The sequence below is a fragment of the Faecalibacterium sp. 7 genome (assembly GCF_049562865.1).
GTDB lineage: Bacteria > Bacillota > Clostridia > Oscillospirales > Ruminococcaceae > Faecalibacterium > Faecalibacterium wellingii.
The window spans coordinates 2198797-2217978 of sequence record NZ_CP186911.1; the positions used below are offsets into that span (position 1 = coordinate 2198797).

Consider the following 19182-nt stretch of genomic DNA (forward strand, 5'->3'; position numbering starts at 1 on the left):
TTATGCTGCAAATCCCGGAACTGCTGGCTCCGGCAGGCGATCTGGAACGCCTGCGCTATGCCATCAACTACGGTGCCGACGCCGTCTACTGCGGCCTGCCTGAATTTGGCATGCGGTCGGCACCGGCCAATTTTACACCGGAACAGTTGGCAGAGGGCGTCATCTATGCCCATGCCCGGGGCCGCAAGGTCTACCTGACCATGAACACCCTGCCCACCAATGAGGAAGCAGACCGTCTGCCCGAGGCCATCAAGGAAGCGGCCAAGGCCGGTGTGGACGCCTTCATCGTCGCAGATCTGGGTGTGCTGGATGCCTGCAAGACCTTTGCACCGGAGATTGATGTGCATATGTCCACCCAGACGGGCATTACCAACTGGGCTGCGGCCCGCGCTGCCTACAATATGGGCGCAAAGCGCGTGGTTCTTGCCCGTGAAATGACCCTGCAGGATATCGCCATCCTGCGCGATAAAACGCCGCCGGAGCTGGAGATCGAAGCCTTTGTGCATGGCGCAATGTGCATGAGCGTCTCGGGTCGGTGCCTGCTTTCCAACTATATGGCGGGCCGCGATGCCAACCGCGGCCAGTGCGCCCAGCCCTGCCGCTGGAAGTACTACCTGAGCGAGGAGACCCGCCCGGGGCAGCTGTACGAGATCGGCGAGAACGAGAACGGGAGCTACATCCTCAACGCAAACGATATGTGCACCGCCCCCTTCCTTGACCTGATCTGCAAGGCAGGTGTGGACAGCCTGAAGATTGAAGGCCGCGCCAAGACCTTCTATTATGTGGCCAGCGTTACCGCTGCCTACCGCAAGGCGCTGGACGCCTATCTGGCAGACCCCGCCAACGACAACTTTGAGCTGCCTGCCGAGGTGTACGAGGAGCTCACCCGTACCAGCCACCGCCACTACTCGCCCGGCTTCTACTTTGGCCGCGAGCAGGCCAGACAGGCTACCGACAGTGCCACTTACATCCGCGAGTGGGAGTTTGTGGGCACTGTGGAAGGCTGGGAGAACGGCGTTGCTTCCTGCCAGCAGCGCGGCAAATGGAGCCTTGGGGATACGCTGGAAGCCCTTTGTCCGGATGGCCGCAGCATCCCGCTGAGCCCCGAGTGGATCGAGAACGAAGCCGGGGAGCGGGTGGAAAGCACTCCCCACGCCATGGAAAAATACACCATTCCCACGCCGGAGCTGCCGCCCATGAGCCTGCTGCGCCGCAAGACGGTGTAAAAAGCTGCGTCCATTCGGCGCACTCTGCCTGCAAAAATGGATCCTGAGCCATATTTTGGGCCGAACAGAGACGCAGCGAAAGATCATTGATTTAAGAGGGAAAAGAGACTATGGAAGCAACACGCCTGTGCCCCTACTGCCTGCAGCCGCTGCCCGATGGAGCACAAAGCTGCCCGCACTGCGGCAAAAGCTTTGCCGGACGCAACCCCGGCGGCACACTGCCGGTGGGAACGGTGCTGGCCGGGCGCTACACCGTAGGGGAAATGCTCAGCATCGATGGTGAGGGCATCCTGTACCGCGGCGCAGAAAATCTGGGCCGCTTCCGGGTGACCATCAAAGAGTACCTGCCAATCACCCTCACGGCAGAACGTACCGTCGGCAGTGTGCTCCGCCCCAAGACCGGCAGCGAGGTGCTGTTCAAGACCACCCGTATGGATTTTGCAGATCTGTACCACTCCATCCAGCGCATCACACCGGCAAACGGTCTGGAAGCGGTGCTGGATGTGGTGGAAACGAACAACACCGTCTATGCCGTGCTGGAAAATCCGGGCGGGACCCCGCTGGATCAGTGGCTGGAAAACCACCCCGGCCCCATCCGTCCGGACGACGCCTGTGCGATGCTGCAGCCGGTATTTGAGGGCGTGGCTGCAATGCACAAGATCGGTCTGGTGCACCGGGGCATCTGCCCGGAGAACATCCGGGTGATGGAAAACGGCCGCTGCCGTCTGGCGGGCTACGCCACAGTGGGTCTGCGCACAGCGGGGAGCGGCCTGCACGAGCAGCTCTATGAGGGGTATTCTGCCCCGGAACAATACTCCACTGCACAGTTCGAGGGCCGCTATACCGATGAATACAGCCTTGCAGCGGTGTTTTACCGCATGGTGTGCGGGCAGGCTCCGGTGCCTGCAGCACAGCGTGTGGTCGCAGACTCCAACCCGCGGGCAAAGTCTGTTAACGGCAGCCTGCCGCTGTATGTTTCGCAGGTGCTGCAGCTTGGCCTGCGTCTGCGGCCCATGGAGCGCATCCAGACCGTGCCGCAGCTGTATCAGGCACTTTCCTCCAAGGAATACACGGCAGAACTCACCCGCACCATGAAACCGGAGACTCCTGTGCGCACGGCCCCGCCGGAACCGGAACGCAAGGAGCATCTGCTCAGCCTGAAAGCACTGCTGGCGGGTATCCTGATCCTGCTTTCCATTCTGATCCTGCTCACGCTGTGGGGCATTCTGGGCCGTAAAAATGAGTCCGCCTCCTCGGCAGTGGAGCCGGAGCCTGCCAGCAGCGAAGTGATGGTGCCGCAGAACCTTGTGCCGAATTTTATCGGCATGGACTACACGCAGGTGCAGAACAACCGAGAGTACACCAGCATGTATCTGTTCTACGTCACCGAGGAATACAGCGACACTGCCCCGGCGGGCCAGATCATCCAGCAGCAGCCGGATGCAGACACTGTGCTCAAGGCAGGGGAGACGATCCGTCTGGTGGTGAGTAAAGGCCCGCAGATGGTGGAAATACCCAACATCATCGGCTTTACGCAGGATGGCGCAGTAAAGGAGCTGGAAGCCCGGGGCCTTGTGGCCAGCTGCTTTATGGTGGTGAACGACGGCTCCTATGCATCGGGCTGTGTCGTGCGCACCAGCGAGGAGCCCGGCACTCGTGTAGAGGTGGGCACGGTCATTACGGTATATATCGCGGCAGACCCCAGCGTGCAGATCACTGTCACGCCGGAGGAACCTGCAGCGACAGAACCCACCACGGAGCCGGAAACGCCGCCTGCGGCAGGTGCTGCCGACCCGGCGGTAGATACGGATTAAACAAAAGGAAAACGGGCTCGCCCTCTCAGGCGCTGACGAGCCGTAAGGCGTGACGGAGAGGGCGAGGACGCTGACGATAACAGAATAACAAAAGCAGAAGCGGGAGCCTTTTCAGGCTCCCGCTTCTGCTTGTTTAGGATAGGAAAGAGAATGGCTTGGTTAAAAATGCAGCTGCCGCCTTACGGAGCTTACAGGTTGGTGTAGCCCATCAAATAGCGGTCAACCTCGGCGGCGCAGTCGCGGCCTTCGCGCAGGCCCCAGACCACAAGGCTCTGGCCGCGGCGCATATCGCCGCAGACGAACACCTTTTCTACATTGGTCTTGAAGGTGTGGTCTGCCACGTTGCCGCGTGCGGTCAGCTCAACGCCGAATGCATCGGCCACGTAGTTTTCGCAGCCGGTAAAGCCTGCGGCGATGAACGCCAGCTGGCAGTTGTAGGTAAATTCTTCGCCGGTGGGCACCATGTTGGTGCGGCCGGTCTCGGGATCCGCTCCGGCTTCAGGTAACTGATCACGGCACCGGTCAGATTGCCGGCATCGTCCTTCAGGAATTCCTTCACGGTGGTCTGGTACACGCGGGGATCCTTGCCGAGCTTGGCAAGGCACTCGGTCTGGCCGTAGTCCACCTTCAGCACACGAGGCCATTCCGGCCACGGGTTGGAAGCTGCACGCTCCTTGGGCGGCTGAGGCATCATTTCCAGAGCCACCAGATCGGTGCAGCCCTGACGCAGGGCCGTACCCTGACAGTCGTTGCCGGTGTCGCCGCCGCCGATGACCAGAACATTCCTGCCCTTGGCATCGATGGCTTTGCCATCTGCAAACTGGCTGTCCAGCAGGCTTTTGGTCACACTGGTCAGGTAGTCCACCGCAAAGTGCACGCCGTTGGCGTCGCGGCCCGGTACGTTCAGGTCGCGGGCCTTCTTGGCACCGCAGCACAGAACCACGGCGTCAAAACTGTTCAGCAGTTCTTCGGCGGCGACCGCACCGCCCACGTCCATATTGGTGCGGAATTCCACGCCCTCGGCCTGCATGATCTTGACCCGGCGCTCGATGACGGATTTGTCCAGCTTCATGTTGGGAATGCCGTACATCAGCAGGCCGCCCACGCGGTCGGCACGCTCGAACACAGTCACCGCGTGGCCGCGCTTGTTCAGGTATTCGGCTACCGAAAGGCCGGAGGGGCCGCTGCCCACCACGGCTACGCTCTTGCCGGTGCGGGAGGGCGGCGGTGCGGCGTGCAGCCAGCCCTTGGCGTAAGCTGTCTCAATAATGGCGTGTTCGTTCTCGCGCACGGTCACGCTGCTGCCGGTCACATCGCCGCAGGTGCAGGCCGCTTCACACAGGGCAGGGCACACCCGGCTGGTGAACTCCGGAAAACGGTTGGTAGCCATCAGCCGATGCATGGCCAGCTCCCACTTGCCATGGTAAACAAGGTCGTTCCACTCCGGGATGAGATTGTTCAGCGGACAGCCAGAGGCCATGCCGCCGATCATCATGCCGGCCTGACAGAAGGGAACACCGCAGTCCATGCAGCGTGCCGCCTGCGTCTGCTGCTCCTCGCGGGAGAGCCAGACGTGAAATTCGTTGAAGTTTTCAATGCGCTCCAGCGGCGGTACATCCGTGCTGGTTTTGCGCGTATAATCCATAAATCCTGTTGTCTTACCCATGACGCTGCCCTCCTTACTTCTTCTTCTGCACCGTATAGAATGCTTCGATCTGCGCCTGCTCACCGTCCAGACCGCGCTCCTCAACGGATGCGATCACGCGCAGCATGCGGTCGTAATCGTAAGGCAGAACTTTCTTGAACTTGGGCAAAAATTCGCTGAAATTGTCCAGGATCTCCTTGCCGCGGGGGGAGCCGGTGGCTTCCACATGTTCGCGGATGAGCTCTTTCAGGGTAGCAACATCGTACTTGTGCTCGACGGGCTCCAGGCTTACCGTCTCCTTGTTGACGCGCTGGTAGAAATCCCAGTTCTCGTCCAGCACATAGGCAATGCCGCCGGTCATACCGGCTGCAAAGTTTTTGCCAGTCTGACCCAGCACCACCACGGTGCCGCCGGTCATGTATTCGCAACCATGGTCACCCACGCCCTCCACAACGGCGGTAGCACCGCTGTTGCGCACGGCAAAGCGCTCACCGGCCACGCCGGAGATATAGGCCTTGCCGCTGGTAGCACCGTACAGGGCCACGTTGCCGGTGATAATGTTCTCCTCGGGCTTGAAGGTGATGCCCTTGGGCGGGCGCACGACGATCTTGCCGCCAGACAGGCCCTTGCCCATGTAGTCGTTGCAGTCGCCCACAAGATCCAGCGTCAGGCCGTTGGGGATGAAGGCACCAAAGCTCTGGCCGCCTGCACCCACGCAGTGGGCGGTGTATACGTCATCCGGCAGAGTGTTGCCGTATTTGCGGGTGATCTCGCTGCCAAAGATGGCACCAAAAGCACGGTCGGTGTTGGAGACATTCAGCTCCACGCTCTGTGCAGCCTTGCTGTTCAGCTTGAACTTCTTCATCAGCACCTTCATGTCGAGGGTGTTTTCCAGATGGAAGTCGTAGGTGTCCTCCTTGACAAAGTGGACGTTGCTGTTCTCAATAGCGGGGTTGTGCAGGATGCAGTCGAGGTTCATCTTGGAAGCACGGCTGCCGGATGCAGTCTCCTTCACGCGCAGCAGGTCGGTGCGGCCCACCAGCTCATCGATGGTGCGCACGCCCAGCTTTGCCATGTACTCGCGCAGCTCTTCGGCCACAAAGGTCAGATAATTGATGATGTACTCCGGCTTGCCGTGGAAGTTTTTGCGCAGCTCCGGGTTCTGGGTGCAGATGCCCATGGGGCAGGTGTCCAGATTGCACACACGCATCATCACGCAGCCTTCGGCCATCAGCAGGGTAGTACCAAAGCCGAACTCTTCAGCACCCAGCATGCAGCTGATAGCAACATCACGGCCGGAGAGCAGCTTGGAGTCGCTCTCAATGCGCACGCGGGTGCGCAGACCGTTCAGGATCAGGGTCTGGTGAGTCTCCGCAATGCCCAGCTCCCACGGCAGGCCTGCGTGCTTGATGGAGGTGCGGGGTGCTGCACCGGTGCCGCCGTCGTAGCCGGACACCAGAATGACCTGTGCGCCGCCCTTGGCAACACCGGCCGCAATGGTGCCGACGCCTGCCTCGCTCACCAGCTTGACGTTGATGTTGGCGCTGCGGTTAGCGTTCTTCAGGTCGTAGATCAGCTCAGCCAGATCCTCAATGGAGTAGATATCGTGGTGCGGCGGGGGAGAGATGAGGCCTACACCGGTGGTGCTGTGGCGGGTCTTTGCGATCCACGGATACACCTTGGCACCGGGCAGATTGCCGCCCTCACCGGGCTTTGCGCCCTGTGCCAGCTTGATCTGAATCTCTTCGGCGCTCACCAGATATTTGCTGGTGACACCAAAACGGGCAGAAGCCACCTGCTTGATCTTGGAATTGCTCTCGCTGTGGTAGCGCTCCTCGGGCTCGCCGCCCTCACCGGTATTGCTGCGGCCGCCCAGACGGTTCAGGGCAATGGCAATGGTCTCATGGGCTTCGCTGCTCAGTGCACCGTAGCTCATGGCTGCGCCCTTGAACCGCTTGACGATGCTGGACACCGGCTCCACCTCTTCCAGCGGAATGCCGCCGTCAGGAGCATAGTTGAAGTCCAGCAGGCTGCGCAGATGCACGCCGTCAGTGCCCATGCTGTCCACCGTGCTGGTGAACTGCTTGAAAGCAGAGTAATCGTTGGTCCAGCAGGCTTTCTGGAACAGATGGATGGTCTGGGGGTTGAACAGATGTTCTTCCTTGCCGCTGCGGAACTTGTGGGCACCGCTGTCGGCCAGCTCCATGTTGATGTCCAGACCCAGCGGGTCAAAGGCTGCATTGTGCAGGGCCTCCACATCGGCCTGAATGTCCTCAACGGTAATGCCGCCCACACGGCTCACGGTACCGGTGAAGTACTTATCAATGACATCCTTGGAGATGCCCACTGCCTCAAAGATCTGGCTGCTCTGGTAGCTCTGGATGGTGGAAATGCCCATCTTGGAGGCGATCTTTACGATGCCGTTCAGGATGGCGTTGTCATAGTCCTCCACGGCTGCGTAGTAATCCTTGTCCAGCAGGCCCTCGTCGATGAGCTGACCAATGGTCTCATGTGCCAGATAGGGGTTGATGGCGCAGGCACCATAGCCCAGCAGGGTAGCAAAGTGGTGCACCTCGCGGGGTTCTGCGCTTTCCAGAATGAGGGCCAGCGCGGTGCTCTTCTTGGTACGGATCAGGTACTGCGAAACTGCCGACACTGCCAGCAGACTGGGAATGGTCACATGGTATTCATCCACATCGCGGTCGGACAGGATGATGATGTTGGCACCCTCCTTGTAAGCACGATCCACCTCAAGGAAAACGCGGTCGATGGCCTTTTCCAGACTGGTGTTCTTGTAGTAATTGATGGAGACCGTGGCGACCTTGAAGCCGGGCACATTCATGTACTTGATCTTCAGCAGGTCGGTGTTGGTCAGAATGGGGTTGTGCACCTTGAGGACCTTGCAGTTCTCGGGCTTGTCCTCCAGCAGGTTGCCGTGGGCACCGATGTATACACTGGTGGAAGTGACCACCTTTTCACGGATGGCATCGATGGGCGGGTTCGTCACCTGCGCAAAGCGCTGCTTGAAATAGTTGAACAGCGGCGGATGCTGGTTGCTCAGCACGGCCAGCGGGGTGTCGGTGCCCATAGCGCCGGAAGGCTCTGCGCCTGCCCGTGCCATGGAGAGGATCATGGTGTTCACATCCTCATACTTGTAGCCAAACACCTTTTGCAGGCGGGTGAGCTGGCTGCCGGTGTAGCTTTCCACCTTCACATTGGGGATCTTCAGCTTGCTGAGCTGCACCAGATTGCGATCGATCCACTCACCGTAGGGCTCACGGCTGGCGTAGAACTCCTTGAGCTTTTCGTCATCCACCACTTCACCCTTGACGGTATCCACCAGCAGCATTTTGCCGGGGCGCAGACGATCCTTGACCAGAATGTTATCCGGCTCGCATTCCAGCACACCCACCTCGGAGGACAGGATCATGCGGCCGTCCTTGGTGATGTAATAGCGGCTGGGACGCAGGCCGTTGCGGTCCAGCACAGCGCCCATCACGTCGCCGTCCGAGAAGAGGATGGCAGCGGGGCCATCCCAAGGCTCCAGCATGGTGGCATAATACTGGTAGAAATCGCGCTTTTTCTGGCTGATGTTCTTGTTGTTCTCCCACGGCTCGGGAATGGTGATCATCACGGCCAGCGGCAGATCCATGCCGTTCATCACCATGAATTCCAGCGCGTTGTCCAGCATGGCGGAGTCGGAACCGGAAGTGTTGATGATGGGCAGGATCTTGTTCATGTCGTCCTGCATGATTGAGCTGGAAATGCTCTCTTCACGGGCCAGCATGGCATCCGTGTTGCCCTTGATGGTGTTGATCTCACCGTTGTGCAGGATAAAGCGGTTGGGGTGGGCGCGCATCCAGCTGGGGTTGGTGTTGGTGGAGAAGCGGCTGTGCACCATGCCAATGGCAGACTCGTAATCGGGGTCCTGCAGGTCGGCATAGAACAGGCGCAGATCATGCACGAGGAACATGCCCTTGTAAACGATGGTGCGGCTGGACAGGCTGGGCACATAGGTGCCGTTGCTGGCCTGCTCGAACACGCGGCGCACGATATACAGCTTGCGGTCAAAATCAATGCCCTTGCTCACCTTGGCGGGCTTTTTGATGAAGCACTGCCAGATGGCGGGCATGCAGTCGCGGGCCTTCTGGCCAACGGCGTCCGGGTTCACGGGCACCTTGCGCCATGCCAGAAACTCGAGGCCCTCTTTGCGGGTAACCACCTCGAACAGCTTCATGGCCTGCGCACGCAGATGCTCGCTCTGCGGGAAGAAGAACATGCCCACGCCATATTCACGCTCGTTGCCAAGGCTGATGTTCAGCTCTTCGGCCACTTTGGAGAAGAACTTGTGGCTGATCTGCAGCATGATGCCCACGCCGTCACCGGTCTTGCCTTCCGCATCCTTGCCGGCACGATGCTCCAGCCGCTCCACAATGGACAGCGCATCGTCCACCGTCTGATGGCTCTTGCGGCCCTTGATATCCACCACAGCGCCAATGCCGCAGGCATCGTGCTCAAACTGTGGGTCATACAGACCAAGGGTGTTTTTCTGCTCTGTAAAGTTTTCCATAGACTTTCCCATCCTTATCTAAAATCCTCACCGGATGCGGCACCCTCCGCATTCTGACAAAAAAGAAAAGCGCCCCGCAAAGGGCAAAATAGCCCCTTGCAGAACGCCTTTGTTCCGGTAACTATTATTATACAGAACGCTGAAAAAGATTCAAGTGACAGCTGCACCAAATGTGGGTACACCGGCCCTCTTTTTTCTTGTTCAAAACAGACACACCCGGTGGGCAAAAGTATGGCTTTTTGCAGGCTGCTGCCGGGCCAAAACGCCGGACGGCCCCGGCAGGGGGTCTTTGATGGTTCCCGCAAAATCGGCAGTCTATGGTTCCCGCAAAATTGGCGGCCTGTGGAAACGATACCGGTTTTCCCGGGACTCCCGAAAAAGAGGATGATTTTTGATGCTTTTCGGCGTGATGTCCATAAATCTTGGCGAATTATCGCACAAGATGCACATAAAACTGCAGAAAATTTGGTAAAAAATGCTCTTGCGCACATGGAGTGGGGGGGGGGTAGAATGAGAAAAAGCGGGCAACCCGCAAAACGATTGGGGGAAAAAATTTATGCGGTTACGAAAAAACATGAAGCGGACGGCGGCGGCCGCCCTGGCCCTGAGTATGGCAGTCTCTACAGCAGCGGTACCTGCATCGGCTGGCTATAACATTGATATGTCCGATGCAACAAAGATCACCGGCGATGTGGAGATCAAGCAGGAGGCGGACGGCAGCGGCACAAAGATCACCATCAGCGTGGACGGTAAAGATAAAACAACCGATTTCTCAGACGGTAAAGAGGACGACAAGATCACCATTACCGGCGACAACACAAAGTCTGCCGCCACCACAACGGCCGCTGCAGATGCTGCGAAGGACGATACCAAGGCCCCGGAGACCACGGTAACGGAGAACAAGGACGGCACCGTGATCAGCTATACCGGGGAGCTGGACGCTCAGCCGGATCAGGAGGTCTCCCGCCCGGACAGCCAGAATGACCAGAACGACCCGGAAGCCGACCAGAAGAATCAGGGCGACCAGGCCGACCAGAACGACCCGGAAGCCGACCAGAAGAACCAGGGCGACCAGGGCGACCAGGGCGACCCGGAAGCCGACCAGAACGACCAGAAGAACCAGAGCGACCCGGAAGCCGACCAGAGCGGCCAGAAGAACCAGAACAAGGACTCTGAGGATGCAGATGCGGGCATCATGACCTATGAGGCCCCGGCCCCAACGACCCTTACCAGTGCGGTGGCAGCTGCCTTCCGCAATGTCATCAAGATCATCAATAATGTCGCCGGAGCGGAAAATGCCCTCAATATCACGCTGGACAATGCAACGATCAAATCCGACAGCAAAGCCGCCATGAAAATTTCGGGTGAAGGCGATGTCAACATTGAGCTGAACCACAGCAATGTCCTGACCAGCGGCGAGGCTCATGCCGGCTTGGAAAAGAATGACAAGGACTCTAAAGGCAGACTGACCATCCGGGATGACCTCAAGAACGATGGCACAGCGAAGACGGGTGAGGAGAAAAAGGCCGAGGAAGATGCAGTTGCTGCCGGAGAAACCGGCGATGCTGTCAAGGACGTTGGCAGCCTGACTGCTACGGGCGGTTATAGTGTCTCAGGCTATGGCGGCGCTGGTATAGGAGGAGGATGTGAAGACTGTTACTCGGGTGGTAGTACAAGTACCAGCAGTATCGTGATCAATGGCGGAAAGATCACGGCAACGGGCGGCGAGAAGGCTGCCGGCATCGGCGGAAGCGCTGGCGGCTACGGCGGCAGGGTCAATAGGAAAGACCCGGATGACCGCAGCCAAACGATCACCATCAACGGCGGCAATATTGAGGCTGCCGGCATTGGCGGCGCCTCCATGTATAACAATGGCGGCAACGGTTCAGTGACCATCACCGGCGGTCATATCAAGTCGGAGGGTAAGTATGGCGCTGGTATAGGCGGCGGCTGGGGCGGCTATATAGGCGGCGATGGAGATGTGCTGATCACCGGAGGCGTGATCGAGGCGGAGGGCCTTCGTGGTGCCGGTATTGGCGGCGGTGGCAGTGACTATGACCGTAATAACGACCCTAACAGGGGCAGTTTAGGTGGAGATGCTAAGGTCAAGATCCGCGGCAAAAACACCATCATCAAGGCCGAGGGCCACCTTGGTGCAGGCATTGGTGGTGGAAGCGTTTACAATCCTTCAATCTCTGGCCTCCATAACGGCGGCTCCGCAGAGATAGAAATTACCGACGGAGCCACGGTGAAAGAGGCTGTTGGCGGCACCGGCGGAGCCGGCATTGGTTCTGGTGCTGGTGACGGTTTCGACCACCTCTATGTATACAAAACGAATGCGCATGTGACGATCAAAAATGCTACGGTCGAGGTTGCCAAATCAGATTCTCCTTCGAAGAGTAATACCTACGGTGCTGGTATTGGCGGCGGCGGAACCAGAGGTCACTACTGGTTTGGCGAGAACGTGATAACGATCATCAACTCGGTCATTGGTCGGATCAAACTGGATCAGAACGGCAACCGCGAAAAAGATGCGAACGGAAACTATCTTCTGGATAGTGGGACAGGGGCTTTAGGCACCCACGGATCAGAGGGCATCGGAAGAGGCGCAAATGAACTCGGAGAAATGTCTGAAATTCTGGATGGCAAAAACGACGTAATTATTGATAACTCCTGGGTTCCCGACGGAGACAAGATGAAACAGGAGTTTAATCACATTTGGCACGACACGGAAACGCTGCCTACCTGTACGGAAGATGGAGAAAAGGGCAAGGTGTGCAGCCGCTGTGGCATGAAGGAAACGGAAAAGATCCCCGCCCTGGGCCATGCTTGGGGCGCCTGGACAGTGACCACCCCCGCTACCTGCACCAATGAGGGCGTGGAGACCCGTATCTGCAACCGTGACCCCAGCCATGTGGAGACCAGAACCATCCCCGCCACCGGCCACAACTGGGTGGACAACGGCAACGGCACCCACACCTGCACCAACTGCGGTGCCACCGAAGCCTTCGGCGCCCTTGAGCTGCGGGTGGTGGATGCCGAGGGCATGAATAAGTCCTTTACCGTGAGCCAGAACGGCACCCTGCGCACCTATACCGGTGCCTACGACACGGCCACTCTTACCGGCGACCTGAACACCCTGCGCTACCTGCAGGACCACGGCGCGCAGACCATCCAGTTCGTCACCAATGGCCAGACCAGCAGCTTTGACATCAACGACCTGCTGGCACAGGGCAGCGGCAGCGAGGTGTTCTACCTCACCCACCGTGGGACCGAAGAGCCCACCCTGCTGCTGGTGGAGGCAGACCACAGCGAACTGGTGAAAGACTAACCAACCCCGGAGGCGGAGTTTACCGCAAGGCTCCGCTTTCCTCCATATTGCAAAAGCAGGCCCCCCGGCACTTCCGCATGGTGCCGGGGGGCCTGCTTTGTCTTTGTTTGGGGCGGCGGGGCAAACCAAATAAAATCCTCACCGGATGCGGCACCCTCCGCATTCTGACAAAAAAGAAAAGCGCCCCGCAAGGGTAGACTCCACCCTTGCGGAACGCCTTTGTTCCGGTACTTATTATTATAGCGGCTCGTGAAGAATCTTCAAGTGACAGCTGCACCAAATATAACAACAGCTTTCCACTGCTTCTTGTGCGAAACGCCGCGTACGGCGGTCAGTTGTAGCTATAGTGAGAACAGTGCAGGCTCAATGTCTGCCCAGAATGGCCTGCAGGTCGGCTTCCGGGGTGGCAATGGGCTTGAGGCCGTACCGTTCCTGCAGGGTGCGCACCACCCCCGGCGAGAGGAACGGGGGCAGGGTAGGCCCCAGCCGGATGTTCCGGATGCCCAGCGCCAGCAGCGCGATGAGGATGCACACGGCCTTCTGCTCAAACCAGCACAGTACCAGCGAGAGGGGCAGGTCGTTGACGCCGCAGCCAAAGGCGTCGGCCAGCGCCAATGCGATGCGGATGGCGCTGTAGGCGTCGTTGCACTGGCCCACGTCCAGGATGCGGGGCAGCTCCGTGCCCGGCACGGTGCCAAGGGGCAGGTCGTTCAGGCGGAACTTGCCGCAGGCCAGGGTCAGCAGGATGGTGTCGGGCGGGGTAAGGCGGGCAAACTCGGTGTAGTAGCGGCGGCTGGGCCGGGTGCCGTCGCAGCCGCCCACCAGAAAGAAGTGCCGCAGCTTACCGTCCCGCACCGCCTGCACGATCTCGTCCGCGTGCTGCAGCACGGCGGTGCGGGCAAAACCGGTGGTCACCGTGGAGCCGCCGTTCAGGCCGGGCAGCAGGGTGTCCTGCGCGTAGCCGCCCAGCTCCAGCGCCTTTTCGATCACCGGGGAAAAGTCGCGCCCTTCGTCGATGTGGGGCACGCCGGGGTAAGCCACCACCGAGGTGGTGAACACCCGGTCGGCGTAGCTGGCGCGCAGGGGCATGATGCAGTTGGTGGTGAACAGGATGGGCGCGGGGATGTCCTCGAACTCCCGCTGCTGGTTCTGCCATGCGGTGCCAAAGTTGCCCTTGAGGTGGGGGTAGCGGCGCTTCAGCTCCGGGTAGCCGTGGGCGGGCAGCATCTCCGAGTGGGTGTAGACGTTGACGCCCCGGCCTGCGGTCTGTTCCAGCAGCTGCTGTGCGTCGTAGAGGTCGTGGCCGGAAATCACGATGAACGGCCCCTTTTCAATGGTCAGGGGCACCTGCACCGGTTCCGGATCGCCAAACGCGCCGGTGTTGGCCGCGTCCAGCAGCTCCATGCAGCGGTAGCTGGCTTCTCCTGTGGCCTGCACCAGCTGCCACAGGGCGTCGGTGGTCTGGCCGGGGTCGCCCACGGCCTGCAGGGCGGTACAGAAGAACCGGTCCAGCTCCGGGTCGATGCGGCCCAGCACCCGGGCGTGGTAGTTGTAGGCGGCCATGCCCCGCAGGCTGAACAGCACAAAGCATTTCAGGCTGCGCCGGTCGGCGTCCGGTTCCCGCCAGAGGGCCTGCATGTCGTAGTCCGGGCCGGTGCCGGGGCTGGCGTCGTGCACCCGGCGGGTCAGCGCGTCCACGGCGGCGGGGTCAAAGTTCACGTTGGTAATGGTGGTGAACAGCCCCTGCATCAGCAGCCGGGCCTGTTCCGGGGCCGGGCCGCGCCCCGCCGCGATGAGCTGCCCGGCAAACGCGATGAGCGCCCCGGTGAGCCGGTCCTGTGCGGCGGCTGTCTCGGCCGACTTGCCGCACACCCCCGCTGCGCCGGTGCAGGCGGTGCAGCCCGCCGCCTGCTCACACTGAAAACAAAACATCTGCTCGTCCATACAAAACTCCCTTTCTGCCATAAGATACTGCCAGTGTGGGCAGAGCGGGGCGGGGTTATACCAAAAAAGAGCCGCACCCCTGCGGGCGCGGCTCTTAGACGACGCGGTATGACTTAGTAGGTGATGCCCTGTGCCATCATGGCGGTTGCAACCTTCAGGAAGCCGGCGCAGTTTGCACCGACCATCAGGTTGCCCTCGGAACCGGCAGCCACAGATGCATCGTAGGAAGCATGGAAGATGCCCTCCATGATGCCCTTCAGCTTGGCATCGACCTCTTCAAAGGTCCAGCTCAGACGCTCGGAGTTCTGGCTCATCTCCAGACCGGAGGTAGCCACGCCGCCTGCGTTGGAAGCCTTTGCAGGTCCGTACAGGATGCCGTTGGACAGGTAGACCTCGATGGCCTCCGGGGTGCTGGGCATGTTGGCACCCTCGCAGACCACGGTGCAGCCGCCCTTCACCAGAGCCTCAGCGGACTCCTTGTTGATCTCGTTCTGGGTTGCGCAGGGCAGGGCGATGTCGCAGGGGACAGTCCAGACCTTGGTGCAATCTGCAACATAAGTTGCACCCTCGTGGGTCTCGGCGTACTCCTTGATACGGCCGCGGCGGACTTCCTTCAGATCCTTGACGTAGGCCAGATCAATGCCGTTGGGATCGTAGACATAGCCGTTGGAGTCGGACATGGTCACGACCTTGGCACCCAGCTGGGTAGCCTTCTCGCAGGCGTAGATCGCCACGTTGCCGGAACCGGAGATGACCACGGTCTTGCCCTGGAAGCTGTCGTTGCGCATGCACTTCAGAGCCTCAGCGGTGAAGTAGCACAGGCCGTAGCCGGTAGCCTCGGTGCGGGCCAGAGAGCCGCCGAAGGTCAGGCCCTTGCCGGTGAGCATGCCGCCCTGGAAGCTGTTGGTCAGGCGCTTGTACTGGCCGAACATATAGCCGACCTCACGGCCGCCGACACCGATATCACCGGCGGGGCAGTCCACGAACTGGCCGATGTGGCGGTACAGCTCGGTCATGAAGCTCTGGCAGAAGCGCATCACTTCCATGTCGCTCTTGCCATGGGGGTCGAAGTCAGAGCCGCCCTTGCCGCCGCCCATGGGCAGGGTGGTCAGGCTGTTCTTGAAGGTCTGCTCAAAGCCGAGGAACTTCAGGATGCCCTGATTGACAGAGGGATGGAAGCGCAGGCCGCCCTTGTAGGGGCCGATGGCGCTGTTGAACTGCACACGGTAGCCGCGGTTCACCTGAACCTTGCCCTGATCGTCCACCCAGGGCACACGGAAGGTGATGATGCGCTCCGGCTCGACCAGACGCTCGATCAGAGCGGCCTTCTCGTACTCGGGGTGCTTCTCCACAACGGGCTGGATGCTCTCCAGAACCTCACGCACAGCCTGCAGGAACTCAGGCTCGTTGGCATTGCGCTTTTCCAGACCTTCGTAAACGCGCTTCAGGTATTCATTTGTCAGCATAGTAGAATACTCCTTTTCCCAATTACTCTATAAAATTTGAAAAAGACGAGACCGCCCGGCCCGCCGCACAGCGGACGCGCTGCTAAAACGCTTTGGGTCGATCCCGGATTTCCGTTCTTACACACCGGCCTGCTTATGGCTGCAGACCGCTTTATTATTATAAAGCTTTCCTGTGGGTTTGACAATAGCGAAAAAGCAGAAAATGTTTCAAAAAAACAGATGAAAAGTTGAAACCGCTTCACAAAACGAAAAATAAAAGAAAAAAACCGCACGATGCCTTGTTTTTTAAAGCGGAAAAAGAATGCCTTTTGCACAGATGCCGCTTCCGGCAGCAAAAAGGCTGCCGCACAGCAGTTTGTGCAGCAGCCAGAGGGTCAGATCATTTCAGCAGCTTTTCGCAGGCGTCGGCGGCACCTTCCAGATACTCGCCGCCGTAGGTCTCGATCATGCCGGCATCGGACAGCTGAGCCAGCTGGGGATCGATGGGGCACTTTGCCAGCACGGGCAGGTGATGCTTTGCGGCCACCTCGTCCACATGGCTGTTGCCGAACACATTGATGTGCTTGCCGCAGTCGGGGCAGACGATATAGCTCATGTTCTCCACGATGCCCAGCATGGGCACCTTCATCATTTCAGCCATGTTCACGGCCTTGGCCACGATCATGCTTACCAGCTCCTGCGGGCTTGCCACCACCACGATGCCGTCCACCGGCAGGCTCTGGAACACGGTCAGGGGCACATCACCGGTTCCCGGGGGCATGTCCACGAACAGGAAGTCCACGTCCTTCCAGACCACATCGGTCCAGAACTGCTTGACGGCACCGGCAATGACCGGGCCGCGCCACACAACGGGGTCTTCCTCATTTTCCACCAGCAGGTTGATGCTCATGACATCGATGCCCATGCGGCTCTGGATGGGCCAGCAGCCCTTGTCGTCGGCCATGGCGCGGCCATGGATGCCGAACAGCTTGGGGATGGAAGGGCCGGTGATGTCGGCATCCAGAATGCCGCAGTGGTAGCCGCGGCGTGCCATGGCACAGGCCAGCAGGGCGCTGGTCATGCTCTTGCCAACGCCGCCTTTGCCGGACACAACGCCGATGACCTTTTTGACGCTGCTGTTGGGGTTGGGTGCGTCATGCTTGGGCGTTGCATCGCGGGAAGAACATGCTGCTCCGCAGCTGGAGCAGTCATGGGTGCATTCTTCGCTCATTCTCTTTTTGCGCACGGCGGGCGCGGGGCGTTTGCCGTGTGCTTCCTCCTTGATCAGAATACGGCTGCAATGGCCGCCCCTTTACTATACCATAAAAGTGCGCGGGAAACAACCCGCCGCGCCGCTCGTCTTTTTCAGAGTGCAGATGCATAGGCTGAAAAGAGAGACTGTGACCGTCAGGAGGGGGTGTGCCATGCGGCAGAGCTATTTAAAAAACGCGGCGCTGCTTACCGGCTCAGACGTGGTGCTGCGGCTGGCCGGTATGGGGCTGCGCATCTGGCTGGCAAACGAGCTGGGCGGCGAGGGGATGGGCCTGTATCAACTGGTGCTGGCGGTGTATTCGCTGTTCATCACGCTGGCAACGGCGGGCGTCTCGGTGGCAGCTACCCGGCTCATGGCCGAAGAACTCAGCGGTTCGGACACTGCCCGCGGTGCGGCCCGGGGAATGCTGCGGCGTCTGCTGGCGGCAGGGCTTCTGCTGGGGCTGTTTGCCGCTTTGCTGCAGCTGGCAACAGCGGATCTTGCAGCCCGGTGGTGGCTTGGTGATGTCCGTGCCGCCGGAGCTTTGCGCGTTTCAGCGCTGGGAATGCCATGGATGGCAGTGTCTGCGGTCCTGCGGGGCTTTTTCATCGCCCGGCGGCATGTGGCCCCCAATGTGTTCAGCCAGCTTACCGAGCAGACGGTGCGCATTGCACTGGTAGCTCTGGCACTCACCCGTACCGAAGGGGCTGCCGTGGGCGTGCGCTGTATGCTGGTGCTGGGGGCAACAGCCGTCAGCGAAGCGGTGTCGGCGCTGTGTATGCTGGCTTTTTACCGGCGGGATGCCCGCAGCGCTTTTGCGGGGCAGAAAGCCGTCCGCCCGGCAGACCCGGCCCGCCGTCTGTGGGAGATCCTGTGGCCGGTGGAGGGCGGGCGGGTGCTGGCAAGCGCCCTGCACACCGCAGAGAACATGCTGGTGCCCGCCTGCCTTGCGGTATATCTGGCGAACGCAGGCGGGCGCAGCGCAGCACTGGAGCAGTACGGGGTGCTCAAGGGCATGGCTCTGCCGCTGCTCACCTTTCCCTTTGGGCTGCTGGGAAGCCTTTCGGTGCTGCTGATGCCGGAGATCACGCAGGCCCATATTCTGGGCCAGACCAAACGTCTCAATGCGCTTTTGGACCGGATGCTGCGGCTCACCGGTTATTTTTCTGCATTGGCGGGGACGCTGTTCTGGGTGTGGGGACGCCCGCTGGCACAGCTTTTATACCGCAGCGCCGAAGCCGGGTTTTATCTGGAAACGCTGGCCCCCGCCATGCCGCTGATGTATCTGGAAAGCATGGTGGACGGAGCCATGAAAGGGGTGGGGGAGCAGAAGGCGGCGTTCCGCTACAGCGTGTGGGACTCCATCCTGCGCATTGGCGGGGTGGTAGTGCTGCTGCCGCGCTTTGGCATGAAGGGCTTTCTGGCGGTGATCCTGCTTTCCAGCCTGTACACCTGCATTGCCAACACCGGGCGGCTGTTGTTTTCCAGCGGTACGCGGCACGCTTTCCGCCGCTGGCTGGGTGCGCCTGCTCTGGCGGCGCTGCTGGCAGCAGGGGCGGGTGCTTTTTTGAAAGGGCTGCTTGCGGACGGCCTGAGGTCGGAACTGCCCATGCAGCTGGCGGCTCTGGGGGCGGGCGGCTGCATGACGGTGGCAGCATTCCTGCTGGCGGCATGGCCGCTGGGGCTGGGGGAGGAAGTGAAAGCCCTCCGGACAAAAAGCAGGCAGCCTGCTGCGGGGCGCACCCGCGCCGGATGAGGGGGGATTTAGGGTAAAATACTGCTGTCCTGCGCCCTCATCAGCCGCCTGAGGCGGCAGCTTCCCGCAAGGGGACGCCTTTCCTGCAAATTTTCTGGACATTCCCCGCGCTTCTGAGTATAATATAAAGATAGGGCTGTCCGGTGCGCCGGGCAGGATGGAACGCCGGAAGCTCCTTCCGGAAAAAACAGCGGCGTTT

General features: G+C 60.2%; 8 protein-coding genes and 1 pseudogene. 4 read left to right on the top strand and 5 right to left on the bottom strand.

From position 1 onward, the window contains the following. Positions 1 to 2 precede the first annotated feature (2 nt). Both ACKXF7_RS11025 and ACKXF7_RS11030 read left to right on the top strand, forming a co-directional pair. A complete protein-coding gene (locus ACKXF7_RS11025) occupies positions 3 to 1226 on the top strand; it encodes a U32 family peptidase (RefSeq protein ID WP_348583348.1) in 1224 nt (407 codons plus the stop codon). Positions 1227 to 1336: 110 nt separating this feature from the next. After that, complete coding sequence (locus ACKXF7_RS11030; RefSeq protein WP_423741290.1) at positions 1337 to 3040, top strand: PASTA domain-containing protein; 1704 nt, start codon at positions 1337 to 1339, stop codon at positions 3038 to 3040. A gap of 188 nt (positions 3041 to 3228) precedes the next feature. On the opposite strand, the pseudogene ACKXF7_RS11035 reads toward ACKXF7_RS11030, so the two are convergent. Continuing rightward, positions 3229 to 4706, bottom strand: a pseudogene (locus ACKXF7_RS11035) (glutamate synthase subunit beta). 13 nt (positions 4707 to 4719) lie between these two features. Continuing rightward, positions 4720 to 9255 carry a glutamate synthase large subunit gene (gene gltB / locus ACKXF7_RS11040; protein ID WP_423741291.1) on the bottom strand — a complete coding sequence of 1512 codons (4536 nt, stop codon included), beginning with the start codon at positions 9253 to 9255 and terminating at the stop codon, positions 4720 to 4722. A 556-nt stretch (positions 9256 to 9811) separates the two neighbouring features. Here gltB and ACKXF7_RS11045 point away from each other — a divergent pair. Next, complete coding sequence (locus ACKXF7_RS11045) at positions 9812 to 12586, top strand: hypothetical protein (protein ID WP_423741292.1); 2775 nt, start codon at positions 9812 to 9814, stop codon at positions 12584 to 12586. Between the two features lie 363 nt (positions 12587 to 12949). Here the strand turns inward: ACKXF7_RS11045 and hcp are convergent, their stop codons facing one another. The 3 genes from hcp to ACKXF7_RS11060 form a co-directional block, all read right to left on the bottom strand. After that, a complete protein-coding gene (hcp, locus tag ACKXF7_RS11050) occupies positions 12950 to 14530 on the bottom strand; it encodes a hydroxylamine reductase (protein ID WP_423741293.1) in 1581 nt (526 codons plus the stop codon). 113 nt (positions 14531 to 14643) lie between these two features. Continuing rightward, entirely contained in the window at positions 14644 to 15996 is a 1353-nt protein-coding gene (gene gdhA, locus ACKXF7_RS11055) for an NADP-specific glutamate dehydrogenase (RefSeq protein WP_418265985.1), read from the bottom strand. A 379-nt stretch (positions 15997 to 16375) separates the two neighbouring features. After that, a complete protein-coding gene (locus ACKXF7_RS11060) occupies positions 16376 to 17206 on the bottom strand; it encodes a P-loop NTPase (protein ID WP_423741294.1) in 831 nt (276 codons plus the stop codon). Between the two features lie 193 nt (positions 17207 to 17399). Between ACKXF7_RS11060 and ACKXF7_RS11065 the strand changes: the two genes are divergently transcribed. Then, positions 17400 to 18983, top strand: a complete 1584-nt coding sequence (locus tag ACKXF7_RS11065; protein WP_423741295.1) for an oligosaccharide flippase family protein — start codon at positions 17400 to 17402, stop codon at positions 18981 to 18983. Positions 18984 to 19182 lie beyond the last annotated feature (199 nt).